This window comes from Kitasatospora purpeofusca, from assembly GCF_034043715.1.
GTDB classification, from domain to species: Bacteria; Actinomycetota; Actinomycetes; order Streptomycetales; family Streptomycetaceae; genus Kitasatospora; species Kitasatospora purpeofusca_A.
Map to the genome: position 1 here is coordinate 1 of NZ_JAXCLC010000005.1, position 23,389 is coordinate 23,389.

At 75.0% G+C, this 23,389-nt stretch carries 17 protein-coding genes; 13 read left to right on the forward strand and 4 right to left on the reverse strand.

Features of this window, described 5'->3' with window-relative positions; translation table 11 throughout:
• Positions 1-1,889: 1,889 nt before the first annotated feature.
• Positions 1,890-2,762 (forward strand): tetratricopeptide repeat protein, encoded by an 873-nt coding sequence (locus tag SM793_RS03890; protein WP_320436689.1) that lies wholly within the window; start codon positions 1,890-1,892, stop codon positions 2,760-2,762.
• A 119-nt stretch (positions 2,763-2,881) separates the two neighbouring features.
• Here the strand turns inward: SM793_RS03890 and SM793_RS03895 are convergent, their stop codons facing one another.
• A complete protein-coding gene (locus SM793_RS03895) occupies positions 2,882-4,252 on the reverse strand; it encodes a DUF1015 domain-containing protein (protein ID WP_320436562.1) in 1,371 nt (456 codons plus the stop codon).
• Between the two features lie 94 nt (positions 4,253-4,346).
• On the opposite strand from SM793_RS03895, the gene SM793_RS03900 reads away from it, so the two are divergent.
• A complete protein-coding gene (locus SM793_RS03900; protein WP_320436563.1) occupies positions 4,347-4,985 on the forward strand; it encodes a tetratricopeptide repeat protein in 639 nt (212 codons plus the stop codon).
• 137 nt (positions 4,986-5,122) lie between these two features.
• The gene (locus SM793_RS03905; protein ID WP_320436564.1) at positions 5,123-6,166 is read left to right on the forward strand and encodes an HAD-IIA family hydrolase; all 1,044 of its coding nucleotides are present in this window, start codon (positions 5,123-5,125) and stop codon (positions 6,164-6,166) included.
• Positions 6,167-6,246: 80 nt separating this feature from the next.
• Here the strand turns inward: SM793_RS03905 and SM793_RS03910 are convergent, their stop codons facing one another.
• Complete coding sequence (locus SM793_RS03910; protein ID WP_320436565.1) at positions 6,247-6,594, reverse strand: SCP2 sterol-binding domain-containing protein; 348 nt, start codon at positions 6,592-6,594, stop codon at positions 6,247-6,249.
• Positions 6,595-6,779: 185 nt separating this feature from the next.
• On the opposite strand from SM793_RS03910, the gene SM793_RS03915 reads away from it, so the two are divergent.
• From SM793_RS03915 to SM793_RS03930, 4 genes are all read left to right on the forward strand, one after another.
• Positions 6,780-7,577, forward strand: coding sequence for a hypothetical protein (locus SM793_RS03915; protein ID WP_320436566.1), 798 nt, complete (start codon positions 6,780-6,782; stop codon positions 7,575-7,577).
• Positions 7,570-7,785 carry a hypothetical protein gene (locus SM793_RS03920; protein ID WP_320436567.1) on the forward strand — a complete coding sequence of 72 codons (216 nt, stop codon included), beginning with the start codon at positions 7,570-7,572 and terminating at the stop codon, positions 7,783-7,785. Before SM793_RS03915 ends, SM793_RS03920 begins: the two co-directional genes overlap by 8 nt.
• Before the next feature lie 45 nt (positions 7,786-7,830).
• Positions 7,831-8,637, forward strand: coding sequence for a TlyA family RNA methyltransferase (locus tag SM793_RS03925; protein WP_320436568.1), 807 nt, complete (start codon positions 7,831-7,833; stop codon positions 8,635-8,637).
• 92 nt (positions 8,638-8,729) lie between these two features.
• A complete protein-coding gene (locus tag SM793_RS03930; protein WP_320436569.1) occupies positions 8,730-9,632 on the forward strand; it encodes an NAD kinase in 903 nt (300 codons plus the stop codon).
• A 92-nt stretch (positions 9,633-9,724) separates the two neighbouring features.
• On the opposite strand, the gene SM793_RS03935 is transcribed toward SM793_RS03930, so the two are convergent.
• Positions 9,725-11,248, reverse strand: a complete 1,524-nt coding sequence (locus SM793_RS03935) for a PLP-dependent aminotransferase family protein (RefSeq protein WP_320436570.1) — start codon at positions 11,246-11,248, stop codon at positions 9,725-9,727.
• Positions 11,249-11,383: 135 nt separating this feature from the next.
• On the opposite strand from SM793_RS03935, the gene SM793_RS03940 reads away from it, so the two are divergent.
• From SM793_RS03940 to SM793_RS03950, 3 genes are all read left to right on the forward strand, one after another.
• On the forward strand, positions 11,384-12,166 hold the full coding sequence (locus SM793_RS03940) for a YczE/YyaS/YitT family protein (protein WP_413815869.1): 783 nt from the start codon (positions 11,384-11,386) through the stop codon (positions 12,164-12,166).
• Positions 12,167-12,368: 202 nt separating this feature from the next.
• Positions 12,369-14,102, forward strand: a complete 1,734-nt coding sequence (recN, locus tag SM793_RS03945) for a DNA repair protein RecN (protein ID WP_320436691.1) — start codon at positions 12,369-12,371, stop codon at positions 14,100-14,102.
• A 178-nt stretch (positions 14,103-14,280) separates the two neighbouring features.
• Positions 14,281-15,450, forward strand: a complete 1,170-nt coding sequence (locus tag SM793_RS03950) for a glycosyltransferase family 4 protein (RefSeq protein ID WP_320436571.1) — start codon at positions 14,281-14,283, stop codon at positions 15,448-15,450.
• 34 nt (positions 15,451-15,484) lie between these two features.
• On the opposite strand, the gene SM793_RS03955 is transcribed toward SM793_RS03950, so the two are convergent.
• Positions 15,485-17,500: a glycoside hydrolase family 15 protein gene (locus SM793_RS03955; RefSeq protein ID WP_320436572.1), complete on the reverse strand. Its 2,016-nt coding sequence runs from the start codon at positions 17,498-17,500 to the stop codon at positions 15,485-15,487.
• Between the two features lie 817 nt (positions 17,501-18,317).
• On the opposite strand from SM793_RS03955, the gene SM793_RS03960 reads away from it, so the two are divergent.
• From SM793_RS03960 to SM793_RS03970, 3 genes are all read left to right on the forward strand, one after another.
• On the forward strand, positions 18,318-19,961 hold the full coding sequence (locus tag SM793_RS03960; RefSeq protein ID WP_030396093.1) for a CTP synthase: 1,644 nt from the start codon (positions 18,318-18,320) through the stop codon (positions 19,959-19,961).
• A 94-nt stretch (positions 19,962-20,055) separates the two neighbouring features.
• A complete protein-coding gene (locus SM793_RS03965) occupies positions 20,056-20,697 on the forward strand; it encodes an NUDIX hydrolase (RefSeq protein ID WP_320436573.1) in 642 nt (213 codons plus the stop codon).
• A gap of 561 nt (positions 20,698-21,258) precedes the next feature.
• Entirely contained in the window at positions 21,259-23,331 is a 2,073-nt protein-coding gene (locus SM793_RS03970) for an AAA family ATPase (protein WP_320436574.1), read from the forward strand.
• Positions 23,332-23,389 lie beyond the last annotated feature (58 nt).

Consider the following 23,389-nt stretch of genomic DNA (forward strand, 5'->3'; position numbering starts at 1 on the left):
TGGGAGAGTCGGACGCCGCCCAACAATTATTAAAAGCCGCGCCCCCCCGCGATTCGCTGGGGGCCGCGGCTTTTTTTGCGTTGTGCGCATGTGTGTACGACCGGCAGAGCAGGGACTTCCGCCCGGACGCGGGGTTCCCCTGGATGTCGGACAATGGAGAAGGTGTACGGCCAGGAGGCCGGCGCCGAACCGCGAGAGGGCAGTGGTGCTGCCCGATGCGCGGTGGAGATGAAGAAGCAGAAGGAGTCACCACGATGGCGAACGAGCCTCAGGACCGTCCCGAGCGTCGATCGGACGACGGCCGCGGCTACGAGCCCCGGTCCCGCGGGAGCTGGTCCAACGACCGTGCTCCGCGACGCGACGACCGCCGCGATGACCGTGGCGACCGTCCCTCGGGCGGCGGCTTCCGCCGCGACGACCGTGGCGACCGTCCCGCCGGCGGCGGCTACAGCGGTGGCCGTGACGACCGCGGCGGAGACCGTGGCGGCTTCCGTCGCGACGACCGTGGTGGCGACCGCCCCTACAGCGGCGGTGGCGGCGGTGGCTTCCGTCGCGACGACCGTGGCGACCGTCCCTCGGGTGGCGGCTTCGGCGGTGGCCGTGGTGACCGTCCGACCGGTGGTGGCGGTGGCTTCCGCCGTGACGACCGTGGTGGCGACCGTCCGAGCGGTGGTGGCGGTGGCTTCCGCCGCGATGACCGCGGTGGCGACCGTCCGACCGGTGGTGGCTTCCGCCGTGACGACCGTGGCGACCGCCCGGCCGGTGGTGGCTTCCGTCGTGACGACCGTGGCGACCGTCCGACCGGTGGCGGGTTCCGTCGTGACGACCGTCCCTCGGGCGGCGGCTTCGGTGGTGGCCGTGACGACCGTGGCGGCGACCGCGGCGGCTTCCGCCGCGATGACCGTGGCGACCGCCCGACCGGCGGCGGCTTCCGTCGTGACGACCGTCCGGGTGGGTTCCGTCGTGATGACCGTGGCGACCGTCCCTCGGGCGGCGGCTTCGGCGGTGGCCGTGACGACCGTGGTGGCTTCCGTCGCGATGACCGTGGTGGTGACCGTCCGACCGGTGGTGGCTTCCGCCGTGACGACCGTGGTGACCGCCCGTCGGGTGGTGGCTTCCGTCGCGATGACCGTGGTGATCGTCCGACCGGTGGCGGGTTCCGTCGTGACGACCGTCCCTCGGGCGGTGGCTTCGGTGGTGGCCGTGACGACCGTGGCGGAGACCGTGGCGGCTTCCGCCGCGATGACCGTGGTGGCGACCGCCCGGCCGGCGGTGGCTTCCGCCGTGACGACCGTGGCGACCGTCCCTCGGGCGGCGGCTTCGCTGGTGGCCGTGACGACCGTGGCGGCGACCGCGGTGGGTTCCGCCGGGACGACCGCGGTGGTGACCGTCCGACCGGTGGTGGCTTCCGCCGCGATGACCGTGGTGACCGTCCGACCGGTGGTGGCTTCCGCCGCGATGACCGTGGTGACCGTCCGACCGGTGGTGGCTTCCGTCGTGACGACCGTGGCGGCGACCGCCCGACCGGTGGCGGCTTCCGTCGTGACGACCGTGGCGGCGACCGCCCGACCGGTGGCGGCGGCTTCCGTCGCGACGACCGTCCGAGTGGGTTCCGTCGTGACGACCGTGGTGACCGTCCCTCGGGCGGCGGCTTCGGTGGTGGCCGTGACGACCGTGGCGGCGACCGTGGCGGCTTCCGTCGTGATGACCGTGGCGACCGTCCGACCGGTGGTGGCTTCCGTCGTGACGACCGTGGCGACCGTCCCTCGGGCGGCGGCTTCGGTGGTGGCCGTGACGACCGCGGCGGCTACCGCGGTGGCCGCGACGAGCGTGGCGGCGGCCGGGACTACCAGGACGAGCGCCGGGGCAACTACGAGCCGGTCAAGCGCCTGCCGATCCCCGAGGACGTCACCGGCTTCGAGATCGACGCGGATGTGCGCCAGGAGCTCAAGAGCCTGCCCAAGACGCTCGCGGACGATGTCGCCCGCAACCTGGTGATGGTCGCCCGGCTGCTCGACGACGAGCCGGAGGAGGCCTACCAGTACTCGCGCGTCGCGCTGCGGCTGGCCTCCCGCGTCCCCGCCGTCCGTGAGGCGGCCGGTTTCGCCTCGTACGTGACCCAGCGCTACTCGGAGGCGCTGACCGAGTTCCGCGCCGCCCGCCGGATGACCGGTCGCGCGGACCTCTGGCCGGTGATGGCCGACTGCGAGCGTGGCCTGGGCCGCCCGGAGAAGGCGCTGGCGATGGCCGGCGAGCCCGAGGTGAAGCAGCTGGACAAGGCCGGCCAGGTCGAGATGCGTCTCGTCGCGGCCGGTGCGCGCGGTGACATGGAGCAGTTCGATGCCGCCGTCGTCACCCTGCAGAGCTCCGAGCTGGCCTCGTCCGCGGTGCACCCGTGGACCGCGCGCCTGCGCTACGCCTACGCCGAGGCGCTGATCGCGGCCGACCGTGGCGACGAGGCCCGTGACTGGTTCGCCAAGGCCGTCGAGGCGGACACCGAGGGCACCACCAACGCCGCCGAGCGCCTCGCCGAGATCGACGGTGTGGAGTTCATCGACGCCCTCGACCCGGAGCTCGCCGAGGAGGAGGCCGAGCAGGCCGCCGAGCCGGCCGCCCGCAAGGGTGGCGAGTCCTCGGACGAGCGGGTCATCTTCGAGGACGAGGAGGACGTCGAGGAGTTCTACGACGAGGACGACCTCGAGATCGACGACGAGTTCGACGGCGTGGTGCCGGAGCGTTCCGCCGAGCGCGACGACAGGTAGTCGACGGCCCGACCGCCGGCGAGCGCCGGCGGTCGGGGCGCGTCACGAGTGAGGCCCTGCCGCACCCCGGGAGATCCGGGGTGCGGCAGGGCCTCACTGCGTTCGGCGCCGGTACGGCGTCAGCCCAGCTCCAGGTTGCGCAGCACCAGGCCGGTGGCCGGCTTCGGGCCGAAGGAGGTGGACTTGCGCGGCATGGTGACGCCCTGTTCGGCGAGCCGGCGGACCACGCTCTCCCGCACCGGGTGCAGCAGGACGGCCGTGCCGCCGCTGCGGGCGGCCTCGCGTTCGGCGGAGACCGCGGTGTGCAGGTAGCCGATGTCGTCGGGGCCGTCGGGGATCCGCCAGGTGTGGTCGAGCAGCGTGGCGTGCAGGATCGTGGCGTCCAGGTGGCGCCACTCCTCGGGCTTGTCCCGTGGCACGGTGGCGTCGAGCAGGGCCTCGTCGGGGTCGGTGACGAGGTGGTAGACGCCGTCCCCGCCGGTGAGCAGGAAGCCGCTGCCGCCGTGTCGCTTCTGCTCGGCGAGTGCCTGCAGCGCGCCGTCCAGCGGGCCGGGGACCTCCTTGATCTGCCACTGGCCGCCGAGCCGGGCCAGGGCCTCCTCGACCGGCAGCCGGTAGAGCACCCGGTGGATGGCCCGCACCCGCAGCGGATAGCGGGCGGTGTCGACCAGCAGGACCAGGCCGCGGTCCCAGGGGCTGCGGGGCAGGTGCCGGTGTTCGCGCTGGAGGCGCAGGTACATCTCCCAGCGGTGGTGGCCGTCGGCGATGAGGGCGCGGCAGGTGGCCAGGTCGCGGCCGATCTCGGCGATCCCGGCCGGGTCGGTGACCGCCCACAGCCGGTGGTGGGTGCCGTCGGTGGTGGTCGTGGTGAGCAGGGGCTCGGCGCGGACGGCGCGTTCGATCACGGCGGACGCGCCGCCGTTGCCCCGGTAGGTGAGCAGCAGCGGTTCGAGGTTGGCCCGGGTGGTGCGCATCAGGCCGACCCGGTCGGCGACCGGGCGGGGCATCACGTCCTCGTGGGGAAGCACCACACCGGCCTCGCTCCCGCTGACGGCGAGGGCGCCGATGAGGCCGCGCTGGAGCACCTCGGCGCTGCCGTCGCCGGCGGGGACGCGCTGCTCGTACACGTAGAGGGCCGGCTCGGGGTCGGCGGCCAGGACGCCTTCGCGCTGCCACTCGCGCAGCAGCCTGGCGGCGTGCCGGTAGCGGGTGTCGCGGTCGGGCCGGTCACCGGTGTCCTCGGGCTCGGGGCGTGGCAGGATCAGCCGGACCACGTTGTGCGGGTCGGCGGTCTCCAGGTCGAGCCTTCGGCCCGGGTCGACGACGTCGTACGGCGGCGAGGTGACGGCGGCCAGGGTGCCGACCCGGTCGGGGTCGTAGCGGAGGCCGCGGAACGGGGACAGGGACAGGCCTGCGGTGGCGACGTGGCCGGGATTGCCGGGGCCGCCCTGCGGAGACTCCACTCCGCTTTCTGCACTGGGTGTGCTCATTCTGGGCATCGTAATCGGGTACGCGTTGTTCAGAGATCGGAACACCCGTGCCGGTCCGGTGGCCGGGTGTCGTGACCGAGGGCGAGGTTTCGGGGTGGCGGAGCGCGACGAGAGGGTGGACGACGGCGCTGGTGGGGGTGCGGACAGGGGCGGCGGCGGGGCGGCTTCGTCCGGGCAGCAGCAGCGGTCCGGTGAGCCGGAGGGGGACGTCTACGAGTGGTTCCGCCGGGGGGCGCGGCTGCTCGCGCAGGGGAACCCGGCGGCGGCCGAGCAGCTGTTGGCCCGGGCGGCCGGGGCCGAGCCGGACTCGCGCAGCATTCGGGAGGCGCTGGCCCGGGCGCAGTTCGACGTGGGGTCGTACGCGGCGGCGCTGGAGAACTTCCGGACCGTGGCGCTGGCCGATCCGTCGGACGACTACGCTCAGTTCGGGTGGGGTGTGGCGGCGGCCCGGCTGGGTGATTTCGAGGCCTCCGCCGAGCACTTGGCGCTGGCCGTGGCGATGCGGCCGGAGAACGACCACTACCGGGCCGCGCTGCGGCAGACCCGCGCGACGCTGGCGGCCCGGGCCGGGGCGTTCGGTCCGCTGCTGCCGGGGGCGCCGGGTTACCTGGAGCCGCCGGCCGGGGCGGACGGGTCGGGCCCCGGAACCACGGCGGGTCCGGGAACCACGGCGGGTCCGGGAACCACGGCGGGTCCGGAGCCGACCGGTGAGCGGGACCGGCAGGACGGCTGAGCCGGTGCGGTGTCCGGGGGCCACCCTCGTGGCCACGGTCACCGCGGGTCACTGCCGGCCACCGCCCGGACGCCCGGCGACCGCCCGGACTTCCGACGGACGAGTACGACTGACGCGATGAGTGAGGTAGAGCAGGCATGACCGAAACGGCCATTACCGTGCGACGGACCGCCCCGGGCGGCAGCGAGCTGCCGCTGACCGAGGCGTACGACACGGCGCTGCTGGACCTCGACGGCGTGGTGTACGCCGGCCCGAACGCCATCGAGTACGCCGTGGAGTCGCTCGACGCGGCCCGCGGCGCGGGGATGCGGCTGGCGTACGTGACCAACAACGCCTCCCGGCCGCCCCGGGTGGTCGCCGAGCACCTGACCGAGCTGGGGGTGCCGGCCGAGGCGGCAGACGTGATCAACTCCGCCCAGGCCGCCGCCCGGGTGCTCGCCGAGAAGCTGCCGGCCGGCGCGAAGGTGCTGGTGGTCGGCGGGCTCGGCCTGGAGGAGGCGCTGGCCGAGCGCGGCTTGGTCGCCGTCCGGTCCCTGGCCGAGGAGCCGCTGGCGGTGGTCCAGGGCTTCGACGCCTCGGTGGGGTGGACGCACCTGGCGGAGGCCTCCTACGCGGTGCAGTCCGGGCTGCCGTGGGTGGCGTCCAACACCGATGTGACGGTGCCGACCGCGCGCGGGATCGCGCCGGGCAACGGGATGCTGGTGGCGGCGGTGCGGGCGGCCACCGGGGTGGAGCCGGAGGTGGCGGGCAAGCCGCTGCCGCCGATGCACCGCGAGACGGTGCTGCGGACCGGGGCGAAGCGGCCGCTGGTGGTCGGTGACCGGCTGGACACCGACATCGAGGGGGCGTTCAACGGCGGGGTGGACAGCCTGCTGGTGTTCACCGGGGTGACGACGGCGGCGCAGCTGCTGGCGGCCCCGGCCGAGCACCGGCCGACGTACCTGGCGGAGGACCTGCGGGGCCTGTTGACCGCGCACGCGCCGGTCACGGCCGGGGCGGGCGGCGGGTTCGCCTGCGGCGGCTTCGTCGCGGTGGCGGAGGGCGGCGTGCTGCGGCTGGAGGGGGTCGGGGCGGACCGCTGGGACGGTCTGCGGGCGCTGTGCGCGGCGGCCTGGACGGCGCTGGACGCGGACGGCACGCCGGCGGACGGGCGGAAGGCGCTGGCCGAGCTGGGCTTCTGAGCCCGGGGTCCGGGCCGGGTCCGACGGCCGGTAGGTGGTCGGTCGGCGGCCGGTGGATGGCCGGTCGGTCGGCGGCCGGGTCAGAGCAGGGTGCGCAGCCGCAGCAGGTCGCGGAAGCCCGCCTCCAGCTTGATCCGGCCGCCGACCCAGGCCGAGGCGAAGCCGAGCCGGCCGCCGACCAGGGCGAGCAGGTCGTCGCTGCTCATGGTGAGCCGGATGTCCGCCTTCCCGGTGGGGCTGCCGGGGTGCTGCTCGACGTCCTGGATGCTCCCGGCGCGCAGTTGCCCGGTGAAGGTCAGGTCGAGGTCGGTGATCCGGCAGCTCAGTGAGCGGTCGAGGCCGGCCGCCGTGCGGACGTCTCCGGTGGCCTTGGCGAGGTTGCGGCTGAGCTGCTCCAGCGCCTCGCGGCACTCCTCGGCGTTGGCCATGGCGGTGGATCCCTTCCCCGGACGGGCCGCCGCGCCCCGGCGGGTGGCGGGGTCCGGCTGCGGCCGACTGCCGGGCCACGCTACCGCAGGAGGGTTTTGGCGGTAGCGTCGTCGGTGGGATGCCCGGATCCGTCCGGGCGCCTTGGCGACGGAGCGATACGCGCAGGCGAATGGGAGGCACCCGGATGCTGCCGAAGACGGTACGAGGAGCGGTGGCGGCCGCGGCCGTACTGGTGGAGGAGGTCGGCAAGCGGGTCGTCGGGACGGCGGCCGGTCTGCTGGAGAAGGGCGGCATCGACGTCACGGAGGTGGAGCGCCGCTTCGGCGGGCAGTTCCCTCCGTCGGCGCAGTCGTTGCAGACCCTCGCCGAGGAGGCGGTGACCGCCGGGCGGGCCGGGGTGGACCTGGCCGTCGGGATGGCGCGCGGTGAGGTCGACAAGGTCTTCGAGAAGGTCGGCGACCAGGTGACCAAGGTGGGCGTGGTGCTGGCCTACCTGGAGAGCAAGCTGCGCGAGGTCGAGGTCGAGGTCGGGGACGAGGACGAGGGGGCGCGGCCGGCGCAGGCCGGGCCGCCGCCGGCGCCCCGGGCCGGCGGGCTGTTCGAGGACGGCTGGGAGCGGGAGACGAAGGGTTCGGCGGGGCCCGAGCGGATAGTGGTGGACGAGCCGGTGGAGGTCGACCCGCCGGTGCCGCCGAACGGCCCGGCAGTGGCGGCTGCGGCTCCGGCGAAGAAGGCGGCGGCGCGGAAGCCCGCTGCCGCGAAGAAGGCCGCGCCGGCCGCGAAGCAGCCGGCGGGCAAGAAGGCGGCGGGCAAGAAGACGGCGGTGAAGAAGACCGCCGTCAAGAAGACCGCGACCGCGAAGAGGACCACAGCCGCGGAGAAGCCGGCCGAGGCCGGGGCGGAGCAGCCGCCCGCCAAGCGCACCGCCACCCGGAAGACCACCGTCCGCCGGACCGCCACCCCGAAGAAGCCCGATGCCTGAACCGGAGAGCCGGACCGGCCCCGTCCCGGCCCCCGGTGAGCCGCTGCCGCTCGGCGTCGGGCTCACGCCCACCGGGCACCCGGCGGTGGACGCCGGGCTGGCCCGGCTGGCTGCGCTGGACGGGGTGCCGACCGACGCACACGTCGCGGTGTACGAAGATGTCCATCAGCGGCTCGCCGACACGCTGGCCGCGCTCGACCGGGACTGACCGGGGCGAGCGGGAACCACCGTAGGAGCTGAAACACCAGTGGCAGTGGCACGACGTCGACTCGACGCGGAGCTGGTCCGCCGCAAGCTGGCCCGGTCCCGGGAGCACGCCTCCGAACTGATCGCGGCCGGGCGGGTGACCGTCGGCGGGACCACCGCGACCAAGCCGGCCACCCAGGTGGAGACCGCGGCGGCGCTCGTGGTGGCCGATGACGACAACGATCCCGACTACGTGTCGCGCGGCGGCCACAAGCTCGCCGGGGCGTTCGCGGCGTTCGTGCCGCAGGGCCTGGTCGTCGAGGGCCGCCGGGCGCTGGACGCGGGAGCGTCCACCGGCGGGTTCACCGATGTGCTGCTGCGGGCGGGCGCCGCCCACGTGCTGGCGGTGGACGTCGGCTACGGGCAGCTGGCCTGGTCGCTGCAGAGCGACGACCGGGTCACCGTGATGGACCGCACCAACGTCCGGGAGCTGACCCCGGAGATGATCGGCGGCACCCCGGTCGACCTGGTGGTGGGGGACCTCTCCTTCATCTCGCTGGGCCTGGTGCTGCCCGCGCTGGTCGGCTGCGCCGCCCCGGACGCGGACCTGGTGCTGATGGTCAAGCCGCAGTTCGAGATCGGCAAGGAGCGCCTCGGCAGCGGCGGGGTGGTGCGCAGCCCGCAGCTGCGCGCCGAGATGGTGCGCCAGGTGGCCGGGCAGGCATGGCAGCTCGGGCTGGGCGTGCGGGCGGTCACCGCGAGTCCCCTGCCGGGGCCGTCGGGCAATGTCGAGTACTTCCTCTGGATGCGCCGGGACGCACCGCGGCTCGACCCCGCGGAGGCGGACCGGGCTGTGGCCGAAGGCCCCCGATAGGGTGCTCTGCGGACGTCCGGTCCGCCATGCTGGGTGGCGCGGCCGTACCGGGCCGACGACGACCCGGCCGGCGTAGGGAGAGGGCAGCGGGCATGAGTGATGAACGTACGGTCTTCCTGATCGCGCACACGGGCCGCGAGGCGGCGCTGCGCAGTGTCGAGGGACTGGTGCACGGCCTGCTGAAGGCGGGGATCCGGATCAGACTGCTGACTTCCGAGGCGGTCGACCTGGACCTGCCGGACGGCGTGGAGACGGTGGCCGGGGGACCGGGCGCGGCCGACGGCTGCGAGCTGATCCTGGTCGCCGGTGGGGACGGGACCCTGTTGCGCGGGGCGGAGTTGGCGCGCGAGCACGGGCTGCCGATGCTCGGCATCAACCTGGGCCGGGTCGGTTTCCTGGCCGAGGCGGAGCGCGACGACCTGGCGGTGGTGGTCGAGCGGGTGGTCGACGCCGACTACGAGGTCGAGGAGCGGATGACCCTCGATGTGATCGTCCGGACCAACGGTGACGAGGTGCACCGCGACTGGGCGCTGAACGAGGCCTCGATCGAGAAGGCGGCCAGGGAGCGGATGCTCGAGGTGGTGACCGAGGTGGACGGCCGTCCGGTCTCCAACTTCGGCTGCGACGGCGTGGTGTGCGCGACGCCGACCGGCTCGACGGCGTACGCGTTCTCCGGCGGCGGGCCGGTGGTCTGGCCCGAGGTGGAGGCCCTGCTGATGGTGCCGATCAGCGCGCACGCGCTGTTCGCCCGGCCGCTGGTGGCCTCGCCGGACTCGGTGCTGGCGGTGGAGGTGCAGCCGAAGACCCCGCACGGGGTGCTGTGGTGCGACGGCCGGCGTTCGGTCGAACTGCCCGCCGGGGCGCGGGTGGAGGTGCGCCGGGGGCAGACGCCGGTGCGGCTGGCCAGGCTGCACCGGGCGCCGTTCACCGACCGGTTGGTGGCCAAGTTCGCGCTGCCGGTGACCGGTTGGCGCGGTCGGGCGGACACCGCCTGATTCTCGCGGGCCCGGTGGACCGGGCGGATCGGAGTACGACGCCCGGTCCGCCTCGTCCACCGCCCGGCCCACCGCTTCGCCCCGCCGCTCCGTCAGACCGCGAGCGGCTGGTTGTCCTCGAAGCCCCGCCACCCGCCGTCGTCCTCGGCGCGGGCGGCGGTCTCCGCCAGTCGGCGGACCGCGGCCGGCACGGCCGGGGCGGGCACGGTGAGCGGGATCCTGATGTGGTGCTCGAAGGCGCCGTCGGAGCCGAACCGGTTGCCGGCCGCGAGCCGGACCCCCGACCGCTCGCCGGTCCGGGCCAGCGCCGTGCCCGACACCCCGCCGGTGGCGACCCAGAACGACAGGCCGCCCGGCGGCACGGTGAAACGCCAGTGCGGCAGCTGCTCGCGGAGGGCGCTGGTGAACGCCCCGGCGGTGTCCCGCAGCCGGGTCAGCTGGTGGGCGCGGACGGCCGGCAGGTCCTCGCCCAGCAGTTCGGCGGCGATCAGCTGGTCCAGCACGGGGGCGCCGACGTCGCTGTAGACGCGGGTGGTGGCCAGCCGGCGGACCAGCGCGGGGGCGGCGCGCACCCAGCCGATCCGCAGGCCGCCCCAGAGCAGCTTCCCGGCCGAGCCGACGGTGATCACCTGGGCGGCGCGGTCCAGCGCTGCGGTCGGCCGGGGGAGCGGCACCCCCGCGGGCAGGCCCCAGCCGAGTTCGGCGGTGGTCTCGTCGACCAGGACCACGGCCCCGGCGGACCGGGCGGCGGCGAGCAGTTCGCGCCGCTGCTCCTCGTCGATCAGCGCGCCGGTGGGGTTGTGGAAGTCGGGGATCACATAGACGGCCTTCGGCGCGGCTCCGCCCAGTACCCGTCGCCACTCGGCGAGGTCCCAGCGCGGCCCGCCCCCGTGGCCCGGCCCGGGGGGCGCGTCGACGAGCGGGACGGGGACCGGACGGGCCTCGCTGAGCCGCAGCGCCTGGAGGGTGTGGGCGTAGCTGGGGGCCTCGACGGCGACCCGGTCGCCCCGGCCGAGCAGGGCCTGCCGGACCAGGTGCAGGGCGCCCATCGCGCCGATGGTGATCAGGATCTGGTCCGGGGTGGTCGGCAGGCCGCGCTCGGTGAAGCGGCGGGCCACGGCCTCGCGCAGCACCGGGACGCCGGTCGGGTAGTGGCCGTGCCCGGCGGCGTAGGCGGGCAGCTGGTCGACGGCGCGGGCGGCGGCCGCGGAGAGGAAGGGCTGCGGGGCGGGCAGCGCGGCGACGCCGAGGTCCAAGGTGTTGCCCTGCTCGTCCGGCGGGACGGGGTGCAGGGCGTCGCTGGGCGGCGCCGAGCCCTCGGGCAGGGCGGTCCAGCTGCCGGAGCCGCGCCGGCTGTGCAGGTACCCCTCGGCCCGCAGGGCCTCGTAGGCGGTGGCGACGGTGGTGCGGCTGAGTCCCAGGGCCAGGGCCAGCTCGCGTTCGGCGGGCAGCCGGGCGCCGACCGGCAGCCGGCCCTCGGAGACCAGCAGTCGGATCCGGGCGGCGAGCGACCGGTAGGCGGGGCGGCGGGCGGCGCCGGGCGGTTCGGGCAGCCTGGCGGTGGCGAGCAGCCGGGCGAGTGCCGGGGGAGCGACGGTGGTCTGCCAGTCGGCCAAGATGATCAGTCCACTTACTCGTGATTGGCCCTGTCGTGGGCCGTATTGGCTTGGCCATCATGGCAGGGCGGCCGTTGAGACCGCCACCGCCGGGCCGGTCCGTCGGCGGTGCAGTGCCACCTGCCCGGAGATTCCATGGCCACCACGAGCACCCTCCCGTCCCCGTCCCCCTCCCCGTCCGAGTGCCCGTCCGGGCCCGTGCCGTCGCCCACCGGCGCCGGTGCCGCGGATGCCGCCGCCGGGCCCGGTCCGCTCCTGCGGCTGCTGGGCGACACCCACGCGCTGGGCCGCCGCCTGCCGCAGTTGGCCGTCGGCCTCGCCCTCTACGGCACCAGCATGGGCCTGATGCTCCGTGCCGGCCTCGGGCTCGACCCCTGGGACGTGTTCCACCAGGGCCTCCAGGGGAGCTTCGGCCTCTCGGTGGGTGCCTGGGTCACCATCTGCGGGGCCCTGGTGCTGCTGCTGTGGATCCCGCTGCGCCAGTTGCCCGGGGTCGGCACGGTCGCCAACGTGCTGCTGATCGGCGCGGCGATGGACCTCACCCTGCGTTTCGTCGGCACGCCGGGGGCGCTCCCGGTCCGGATCCTGCTGATGGTCACCGCGGTGCTGCTGAACGGCGTGGCCACCGGGCTCTACATCGGTGCCCGGCTGGGATCGGGGCCGCGGGACGGGCTGATGACCGGACTGCACCGGCGCACCGGGGGCTCGCTGCGGCTGATCCGCACGGGTATCGAGCTGGTCGTGCTGGCGGTCGGTGTCCTGCTCGGCGGCACGGCCGGGGTCGGCACCGTCGTGTACGCGCTGGCGATCGGTCCGCTCGCGCAGTTCTTCCTGCCGTGGTTCACCGTGCCCACCGCCGAGCAGGCCGGGCGTGCCGAGCAGGCCGGAAAGATCGGAAAAGCTGCGAAGGCCGGGTAACGGGACTGAACCGGCCGTCCGGCGGTCCCGGGGGCCGGTGCCGGAGTGGGCCGGGCACGGAGGAACGGTCCGGCTCCCGGCGCGGCGGGTCCGGAAAACGCCCGGAACGGATGAACTTCGGGGCACGGAGTTGCCGCGCGTCGTTGCCGCTCGTCGCGCGGCGGGTGCGGAACCTCGTAAGGTCGTCTCCGTGTTGGACGAGATGCGGATACGGGATCTCGGGGTCATCGACGACGCGGTCGTCGAACTGGCCCCCGGCTTCACAGCGGTGACCGGGGAGACCGGAGCCGGGAAGACCATGGTGGTGACCAGCCTCGGCCTGCTGCTCGGAGGCCGCGCCGACCCGGGCCTGGTGCGCAACGGCAGCGAGCGCGCGGTCGTCGAGGGCCGCCTCCGACTGCCGCCCGGCTCGCCGGCGGCGGCCCGCGCCCTCGAGGCCGGCGCCGAACTCGACGACGGCGCGCTGCTGATCAGCCGGACCGTCTCCGCCGAGGGCCGCTCCCGCGCCCACGTCGGCGGCCGGTCCGTCCCGGTCGGCCTGCTCGCCGAACTCGGCGAGGACCTCGTCGCCGTGCACGGCCAGACCGACCAGCAGCGGCTGCTGCGCCCGGCCCGCCAGCGCGGCGCCCTCGACCGGTACGCGGGCGAGTCGCTCGCCGAGCCGCTGGCCCGGTACCGCGAGGTGTACCGCCGGCTGCGCGAGGTCTCCGCGACGCTGGAGGAGCTGACCACCCGGGCCCGCGAGCGCGCCCAGGAGGCGGACCTGCTGCGGTTCGGCCTCGACGAGGTCGCCGCCGCCGAACCGGTGGCGGGCGAGGACGAGGGGCTGTCCGCCGAGGCCGAGCGGCTCGGCCACGCCGACGCGCTCTCCTCCGCCGCGACCCTCGCCCACGCCGCCCTGGCCGGCGACCCGGCCGACCCGGAGGCGCTGGACGCGGGCACCCTGCTCGCCCAGTCCCGCCGCGCGCTGGACGCCGTCCGCCACCACGACGAGCGGCTCGCCGCCCTCGCCGACCGGCTCAACGAGGTCGGCTACCTGCTCGCCGACGTGGCCGGCGACCTGGCCGGGTACGCCGACGACCTGGACGCCGACCCGGTCCGCCTGGCCGCCGTCGAGGACCGCCGGGCCGTGTTGTCCCAGCTGCTGCGCAAGTACGGCGGCCCGGAGAACTCGCTGGCCGAGGTGATCGCCTGGGCCGAGGCCGGCGCCCTCCGGCTCTCCGAGCTCGACGGCGACGACGAGCGGATCGACGAACTCGGCGCCCGGGAGACCGCGCTGCGCGGCGAGTTGGCGGAACTCGCGGCCGAGGTCTCGGCCGCCCGGCAGGCCGCCGCCGGGCGCTTCGCGGCGGCCGTCTCCGCCGAACTCGCCGAACTGGCCATGCCGCACGCCCGGGTCACCTTCGCGATCAGCCAGGTCGACGACCTGTCCGGGATCGAGATCGAGGGCCGGACCGTCGCCTACGGGCCGCACGGCGTGGACGAGGTGGAGGTGCTGCTGGCCCCGCACCCCGGCGCCCAGCCCCGGCCGATCGCCAAGGGCGCCTCGGGCGGCGAGCTGTCCCGGGTGATGCTCGCCGTCGAGGTGGTCTTCGCCGGCGCCGACCCCGTCCCCACCTATCTGTTCGACGAGGTGGACGCGGGCGTCGGCGGCAAGGCGGCGGTCGAGATCGGCCGCCGGCTCGCCAAGCTCGCCGAGAGCGCCCAGGTCGTCGTCGTCACCCACCTGCCGCAGGTGGCGGCCTTCGCCGACCGCCACCTGGTGGTCGAGAAGACCAGCGACGGCACCGTGACCCGCAGCGGCGTCAAGGTGCTGACCGACGAGGAGCGGGTGCGCGAGCTCTCCCGGATGCTGGCGGGCCTGGAGGACTCCGAGCTCGGCCGGGCGCACGCGGAGGAGTTGCTCGCCGCGGCCCGCGCCCCCCGCCACCGCTGAACCCGGGCGGCCCTCGCGGACCGGCCACGACGCGCCCCGCCGGGGGCGCCGACTGTCCAAGAGGGCCGCCGACCTGGCATGGTGGCGGCTGGACACTGGCCCTTCCTGTCCCGAGCGCCGCCGGTGGGCAACCCCCGCCCGGGGCGCGCGTAGTTGATCGAGTCGGATGCGAGACGACGTGGACCATTCCGCCGCCCGGGCAGCCGCGACCACCCCCGAACCGGGGCAGCTGCACGTGGTGCTCGTCCTGGCCGCCAGTAGCGGCGGCATCGGTGCGCATGTGCGCTCCCTGGCACAGGGCCTGGTCGCGCACGGAGTGACCGTCACGGTGTGCGCCCCCGCCGGGGCGGACGCGCTGTTCGGCTTCTCCCGCACCGGTGCGCGGTTCCACCTGGTCGACATCACCCCGACCGCGGGCGCCCGCAGCGACGCCACCGCGATCGGCGAGCTGCGCCGCGCCTTCACCGGCGCTGATGTGGTGCACGCCCACGGCCTGCGCGCGGGGCTGCTGTCCGACCTCGCGCTGCGCACCGCCGGCCGCTTCCCGGGCCTGCGCCCGCAGACGCCGCTGGTGGTCACCTCGCACCACGCGCTGGACGCCACCGGCATGGAGCGCCGCCTCCAGCGGCTGATGGAGCGCCGGGTGGCGCGCGCCGCCGACCTCGTCCTCGGCGCCTCCTCCGACCTGGTGGCCCGGGCCCGCGAACTCGGCGCCACCGACGCCCGTCTCGGCCCGGTCGCGGCCCCGCCGATGCCCGAGGCACGGCAGCCCCGGGCCGGGGCCAGGGCGGCGCTGCTCGGCGGCGGCCCGGACCGCCCGCTGGTCCTCTCGGTGGGCCGGCTCGTCCCGCAGAAGGCCTTCGGACTGCTGCTGGACGCGGCCCGCGACCTGGCCGCGCTGACGCCCGAACCGCTGCTGCTGCTGGCCGGGGACGGCCCGGAGGCCGCCGGGCTGCGCGAGCGGGTGGCCGCCGAGAAGCTGCCGGTGCGGCTGCTCGGCTACCGCACCGATGTGTCCGACCTGCTGTCCGCCGCCGACGTACTGGTGCTCTCCAGCCGCTGGGAGGCCCGGTCGCTGGTGGTGCAGGAGGCGATGCGGGCCGGAGTGCCGGTGGTCGCCACAGCCGTCGGCGGCATCCCCGAGCTGGTCGGCGACGCCGCCGTGCTGGTCCCGCCCGGCGACCCGGCGGCGCTCGGCCGGGCGGTGCGCGAGCTGCTGGCCGACCCGGAGCGCCGCGCGCGCCTGGTGGCGGCCGGCCGGCAGCAGGCGGAGACCTGGCCGGACGAGGCCGCCACCGTCGCCCAGGTGCTCAGCACCTACGACGAGCTGGTGCAGCGCGACGGGTGAGCGCGACGGTGGCGGCGGGTCAGCCGGTGTCGGGTCAGACGGTGGCCTGCTCGCCGGCCCGGTCGGCGGCCGGGCCGTCCGGCTGGGCCGACAGGTAGGCGCCGCCGCAGGCCGTGAGGCGCAGCGCGGTGTCGATCAGCGGGACGTGGCTGAACGCCTGGGGGAAGTTGCCGACCTGGCGCTTGAGCCGCGGGTCCCACTCCTCGGCGAGCAGCCCGAGGTCGTTGCGCAGCGACAGCAGCTTGTCGAAAAGCTCCCGCGCCTCCTGCACCCGGCCGATCATGGCGAGGTCGTCGGCCAGCCAGAACGAGCAGGCCAGGAAGGCGCCCTCGTGGCCGGAGAGGCCGTCCACGTTGTTGCCGCTCTGGTCGTGGGTCGGGTAGCGGAGCACGAAGCCGTCCTCGGTGGACAGCTCGCGCTGGATCGCCTCGATGGTGCCGATCACCCGCTTGTCGTCCGGCGGCAGGAAGCCGACCTGCGGGATGAGCAGCAGCGAGGCGTCCAGCTCCCGGCCGCCGTAGTACTGGGTGAAGGTGTTGCGGCCGGGGTCGTAGCCCCGTTCGCAGACGTCCCGGTGGATGGTGTCGCGCAGCTCCCGCCAGCGCTCCAGCTGGCCGCCGGCCGGGGCGTCCTCGGGGGTCTGCTCCAGCAGCTTGATGGTGCGGTCCACCGCCACCCAGGCCATCACCTTGGAGTGGACGAAGTGCCGGCGCGGCCCGCGCACCTCCCAGATGCCCTCGTCCGGCTCGGTCCAGTGGTCCTCCAGGTACTCGATCAGCCGCAGCTGGAGGTGGTGGGCGTGGTCGTTGCGGACCAGTCCCGTCATATGGGCCAGGTGCAGCGCCTCGACGACCTCGCCGTAGACGTCCAGCTGGAGCTGGCCGGCCGCGCCGTTGCCGACCCGGACCGGCTGTGAGCCCTCGTAGCCGGGCAGCCAGTCGAGGGAGGACTCGGTGAGCTCGCGCTCGCCGGCGATGCCGTACATGATCTGGAGGTTCTCCGGGTCGCCCGCGACCGCGCGCAGCAGCCACTCGCGCCAGGCCTTGGCCTCGTCGCGGTAGCCGGTGCGGAGCAGGGAGGAGAGCGTGATCGCGGCGTCCCTGAGCCAGGTGTAGCGGTAGTCCCAGTTGCGCTCGCCGCCGATGTCCTCGGGCAGCGAGGTGGTGGGGGCGGCCACGATCCCGCCGGTGGGGGCGTAGGTGAGGCCCTTGAGGGTGATCAGCGAGCGGACCACGGCCTCCCGGTAGGGCCCCTGGTAGGTGCACTGGCCGACCCACTCGTGCCAGAAGTCGGCGGTGGCCTCGAGCAGTCCCTCGGCGTCCGGCGGGGTCGGCTGCTCCAGGTGGGAGGCCTGCCAGGTGAGCGCGAAGGCGATCCGTTCGCCGGCCCGGACGGTGAAGTCGGCGTAGGTGGTGAGGTTGCGCCCGTAGGTGTCGGCCTCCCCGTCCAGCCAGACCGAGTCCGGCCCGGCCACGGCGACGGTGCGGTGGCCGCCGTCGGGCTGTTCCACCCGGTGCACCCAGGGGACGACCCGGCCGTAGCTGAAGCGCATCCGCAGGGCGGAGCGCATCCGCACGGTGCCGACCACGCCCTCGACGATCCGGATCACCTGCGGCACGGCGTCCTTCCCGGCCAGCGGGCGGGGCGGCATGAAGTCGATGACCCGGACGGTGCCGCCCTGGGAGTCCCACTCCTGTTCCAGGATCAGCGAGTCGCCCCGGTAGCGGCGGCGGTCGGCGGGAACGGCGGGGGCGGCCGCGGTGGGCGGCGGGACCCTCAGGTCGCCGGTGTCGGCGAGCCGCAGCCGAGCGGCCTGAGGGCCGGCCGGTTCGGCGGCGGGCGCGGTGGCCGGGTGGGGCAGTGCGGTGGCCACCGCCTCGGCGGGGCCGATCCGCCAGAAGCCGTGTTCGTCGGTGCCGAGCAGGCCGGCGAACACCGCCGGCGAGTCGAACCGGGGCAGGCAGAGCCAGTCCACCGCTCCGTCCCTGCTGACGAGGGCGGCGGTCTGCATGTCCCCGATGAGTGCGTAGTCCTCGATACGGCCGGCCACGTGATCTCCAGTTCGCAATGTGGTCACGACGCATCGGCGATCCGAGGGAGAGCCAGCGGGACCGCGGGACCGGGGCCACCCGGGACGTCCGGCCCGCCGTGGGGTGGTGGCGGGCCTTGCCGGAGCATCCGCGAGGGCTCGGTCGAGCCTCGGGGTGGGTGGGCGGAGCGGCACTGCGGGGAGGTCCGGTCGCGCATCGGGGACCGAGAGGTTCCTGACCCTCCCACGCCCTCCGCGTGCTCGTGTTGTCGGCGATGCGTCCGAGCAGCTTACGACGGACGAAAGGGGCGAAGCACGCGGGCGCAGCGCGATCCGGTGCCGCATTTCGGCGGAAATACCGCGCATTGCGAGAGCGGCCGTCAGGATGGCTCGGAAGGATCAGCTCCGGATGGCACGAAGTGGGGATCCGGTGATGGCCCGGCCGAGGGCCCCGGACCGCCCCCGGGTGGCCCGGACGGGCGGGTGGTGCGACGGATGTGACGGTTGCGCCCGATGGTGCGCCGGTGGTGCGCCTGGCGTGCGCCCCGGGAGCGCCCCCGCGGCTCCCCGACCCGGAACCGCGGCCCCGAGGCCCCGCGACGGCGGGCCGGAACGCGTCCGGGCCCGGTCACTGATACCCTGGTATCCCGTGGACCGGTGGGATCAAACGCCCCGGACCGGCCGAACCGACGACCCTCAGGGCCCCGTGCGCAGCACCGCCCTTCCCCCGTCGCGACGGCGAGCCGCGAGCCTCCCACCACGTCACCTTCGACACGCGACCCACGGGAGCCCCCTCTTGGCACAGCCCCATTCCGGCAAGGCATCGATTGGCCGCGCCGTGACGACCAAGCACCTCTTCGTCACCGGGGGTGTCGCCTCGTCGCTCGGCAAGGGCCTCACCGCCTCCAGCCTCGGTGCCCTGCTCAAGGCCCGCGGCCTGCGCGTGACGATGCAGAAGCTCGACCCGTACCTGAACGTGGACCCGGGCACCATGAACCCGTTCCAGCACGGTGAGGTCTTCGTCACCGACGACGGCGCCGAGACCGACCTCGACATCGGTCACTACGAGCGGTTCCTCGACACCAACCTGCACGGTTCGGCCAACGTCACCACCGGCCAGGTGTACTCGACCGTCATCGCCAAGGAGCGCCGCGGCGAGTACCTGGGCGACACCGTCCAGGTCATCCCGCACATCACCAACGAGATCAAGTCCCGGATCCGCCGGATGGCGACCGAGGACGTGGACGTGGTGATCACCGAGGTCGGCGGCACCGTCGGCGACATCGAGTCGCTGCCGTTCCTGGAGGCCGTCCGCCAGGTCCGCCACGAGGTCGGCCGGGACAACGTCTTCTTCGTGCACGTCTCCCTGCTCCCCTACATCGGCCCCTCGGGCGAGCTCAAGACCAAGCCGACCCAGCACTCCGTCGCCGCGCTGCGCAACATCGGCATCCAGCCCGACGCCATCGTGCTGCGCGCCGACCGCGAGGTCCCGCAGGCCATCAAGCGCAAGATCTCGCTGATGTGCGACGTCGACGAGGAGGCCGTGGTCGCGGCGATCGACGCCAAGTCGATCTACGACATCCCCAAGGTGCTGCACGGCGAGGGCCTGGACGCCTACGTCGTCCGCCGCCTGGACCTGCCGTTCCGCGACGTGGACTGGACCACCTGGGACGACCTGCTGCGCCGGGTCCACGAGCCGCAGCACATCGTCAAGGTCGCCCTGGTCGGCAAGTACATCGACCTCCCGGACGCCTACCTGTCGGTGACCGAGGCGCTGCGCGCCGGCGGCTTCGCCAACAACGCCCGGGTCGAGATCAAGTGGGTCACCTCGGACGACTGCGAGACCCCCGAGGGCGCCCGCGAGCAGCTCGGCGACGTGGACGCGATCTGCATCCCCGGCGGCTTCGGCGACCGCGGCGTCAACGGCAAGGTCGGCGCGATCACCTTCGCCCGCGAGAACAAGGTGCCGCTGCTCGGCCTGTGCCTGGGCCTGCAGTGCGTCGTCATCGAGGCCGCCCGCAACCTGGCCGGCCTGCCCGAGGCCAACTCGACCGAGTTCGACGCCGCCGCCAAGCACCCGGTCGTCTCCACCATGGCCGAGCAGCTGGCCATCGTCGACGGCAAGGGCGACCTGGGCGGCACCATGCGTCTGGGCCTCTACCCGGCCAAGCTCGCCGAGGGCTCGATCGTCCGCGAGGTCTACGCCGGCGAGCAGTACGTCGAGGAGCGCCACCGCCACCGCTACGAGGTCAACAACGCCTACCGCGCGGACCTGGAGAAGACCGGCCTGCAGTTCTCCGGCCTCTCCCCGAAGGGCGACCTGGTCGAGTACGTCGAGTACCCGCGCGAGGTGCACCCCTACCTGGTGGCCACCCAGGCCCACCCGGAGCTGAAGTCCCGGCCGACCCGCCCGCACCCGCTGTTCGCGGGTCTGGTCAAGGCCGCGATCGAGATCAAGACGGCCCCGGCCGACGCCCAGTAGTCCCGGTCCGTTCCCCGGACGGCGGTCCCGCGATTCCTGCGGGGCCGCCGTTCGGCGTTAGATTGTGTCGTACTGACGAAAAGGGGAGAGCGTGATGGACGACCGCAGCACCGCCGATGTCGCCGACGTGGCGGAGGAATGGGAGATCCGGGGGAGCAGCACCCCCTTCCAGGGCCGGGTCACCGGGGTGCGCACCGAGGAGGTGCTGATGCCCGACGGCAGCTGGGCCCGCCGGGACTACCAGACCCACCCCGGGTCGGTCTCCGTCCTCGCCCTGGACGAGCAGCAGCGGGTACTGATCCTGCGTCAGTACCGCCACCCCGTCCGCCAGCGCCTCTGGGAGCTGCCGGCCGGGCTGCTCGACGTGCCCGGCGAGAACCCGCTGCACGCCGCCCAGCGCGAGCTGTACGAGGAGGCGCACTGCAAGGCCGGCGAATGGCGGGTACTGGTCGACTTCTACACCTCGCCCGGCGGGACCGACGAGGCGCTGCGGCTCTTCCTCGCCACCGACCTGTCCGAGGCGGAGGGGGACCGGTACGAGGCGCACGGGGAGGAACTGGAGCTGGAGTCCGCCCGGGTGCCGGTCGAGGAACTGGTCCGGCTGATCCACGCCGGAGAGCTGCACAACCCGACCCTGATCACCGGGACCCTGGCGCTCTACGCGGCCCTGCACGGGCCCGGCGGGCTGGACGCGCTGCGGGCGGCGGACTCGCCCTGGCCGGCGAGGCCCTTTTGATTGGGCTCGGCTCGCCTCCGGGGCGCTTACGTCCGGTGCCGACGGTCGTCGCTCCAATGCCGCTCGTACCTCGCGGCCTCCTCGCTCCTCCCTTTCGGCACCGGCGCGCCCCTTCGGCTCGCTCGCGGTAGTGCCCCTCTGATTGGGCTCGGCTCGCCTCCGGGGCGCTTTGATCCGGTGCCGACGGTCGTTGCTCCCTCGCTCCTTCGTCGCTCCCTCGCGCCTCCCTTTCGGCACCGGCGCGCCCCTTCGGCTCGCTCGCGGTAGTGCCTGGCGGGGGTTACGGCGGGTGGGTGGGGGCTCAGGGGGCGGGCTTGCTCGCGGATGTGCTTGGCGGGGTTTCGGGGCCGGTGCGGGTTGCTCGTGGTGGTGCCTGGTCGGGGTCAGGGCGGGCGGGTTCTGTCGCGTCGTCGGCTCGGTTTCGGCCGGGGGAGTGATTTACCGGTTCGTACGACCGGATGTCACCTCGGTCGGGGCGGACGGCGGAACTACGCTTCGCAGACGGGCCGTCCGTCGCGGGCGGCCGCCGGTCGGTGCTGGGTGACGTCGGGAGTGGCACGGGTGGCGAGGAAGACGGCGACCATGGAGGCCGGGACCGGCGCGCCCGCCGAGCGCGTTCCCGGGCTGGACCGGCTGCCCGCCGGGCCCGCCCTGTTCGTCGGCCGGCGCGCCGAGCTGGCCGCGCTCCGGGCCGCCGCCGCGCGTCCGGCCGAGGGCCGCAGCCCGGTCCTGGTGCTGGCCGGGCGGCCCGGCTCGGGCCGCACCGCGCTGGCCGTCCGGTTCGCCGTCACCGTCGCCGGCCAGTACCCCGACGGCGTGCTGTTCGCCCGGCTGTCCGCCCCCGACGGCGGCCGGGTGCCGCCCGCCAGGATCGCCCGCCGGCTGCTGGAGCAGCTCGGCGCGGACACCGCCGACGTCCCGCTGCCCGGCGCCGCCGAGGACGGCCGGGACGATCCCGCGTGCGTGGCGCTGCGCGCGGCGCTGGCCGGGCGCCGGGTACTGCTGCTGCTGGACGACGTCCGCGACGCCGGGCAGCTGTGGCCGCTGCTCGCGGACGAGCCCGGCTGCCTGGTGCTCGCCACCACGGCCGGGCCGCTCACCGGGATCGAGGACATCGACCCGGTCATCCTGGGCGGGCTCGACCGGTCGGCGGTGGCCGAGCTGCTCGGCGACCTGGTCGGCGGCACCAGGATCGGCTGCGACCCGGTCGGCGCCGCGGACCTGGCCGAAGCCTGCGGCTCCCAGCCGGCGGCGCTGCGGCTGATGGCCGGGCGGCTGCGCGGCATGCCCGAGCTGGCGGTGACGGAGGCGGCGAAGCAACTGCTGCGGGCCGTCGCCGAGGCGGAGAAGGTGGAGCCGGAGGGTGCGAAGGAGTCAGCGGAGCCCGTGGACCCGCCGGAGCCGACGGTGCCCCGGGAGAAGGGCAAGGGGGAGCAGGGGAAGAAGCGGCGCGGGGCGGCCGTGACCGGGCCGGAGCCGGTCGCCGCGGTGGCCCCGCCGGCGGAGCCGGCCCGTGACCCGGCCGCCTGGGTCCGGCCCGGGCCGGAGCCCGCCGAACCCGTCCCGGTGCCCGACAATGACCCGCTGGTCGGCGCCTTCACCCTGGCCTACGCCGGTCTGACCGCCGCGCAGGCCCGGATGCTGCGCGCGCTCACCCTGGCCCCCGCCCAGGCCGCGGACCCGCGCACCGCCTCCGCGCTGGTCGGCTGTCCCGCCCCGGAGGCCGCGACGACCCTGGCCGCGCTCGCCGAGCGGGAGCTGCTGGCCGAGGAGCCGCCGGCCGCGGACGGCACCGCCCGCTACCGCGTCCCGGGCCGGCTCCACCCCCGGCTGGTCCGGCTGCGCGAGCGGGACGACCGGCCCGCCGAGATCGAGCTGGCCCGGGCCAGGCTGCTGGAGCGGCTGGTCCGGCTCACCGAGTCGGCCCGCTCGCTGCTCGACCCCTCCGGCGCCCCCGGGACCGATCCGCTGCCCGGTCCGCTGCGGCTGAAGTCCGCCGCCCATGCCCGGGAGTGGCTGCTCGGCGAGCGGGACGCGCTGCTCGGCGCCGTCGCCGACGCGATCGGCCAGGGCGATCTCGACGGCTCGGCGGGCCGCCTGGTCACCGCGTTGCTCAGGTCGCTGCCGCTGACCGGCGCCGCCGCCCCGGCCGACCTCCACCAGCTGCACGAGCTGGTGCTGACGGTGGCCGAGCGCCACGGCCGGCCGCGGCGCGCCTCGGCCGCGCTGCTCAACCTGGGCGATCTCCAGGCCGCCGCGGGCCGCTGGGACCAGGCCGCCGGGCACTACCGGGCGGCCCTGGAGCACGCCAGGACCGCCGACGACGAGGCCCTCTGTGCCCGCGCGCTGGAGGGCGCGGCGGGCTGCCACCGGGCGCTCGGCGATGCCGTGCGCGCCGCCGACTGGTACGGCCGGGCGCTCGGTGTCCGGCAGTCGATGGGGGACCAGGCCGCCGAGGCTCGGCTGCTGGCCCGGGTGGCCGAGGCGCACGCGGCCCAGCGCCGGTTCGACGAGGCCGAGCGGGAGTACCGGGCGTCCCTCTCGGTGCTGCGCCGGATCGGTGACGAACGGGGCCGGGAGGCCGTCGCCGCCGCCCTCGCCGAGCTGCGGGAACGCGCCTCCGTCGGGTGGTAGATCCCGGTTCGGGAGTATTGTCGAAGATGCCAGGTCGGCACGGCTTTGACAGGAAGAT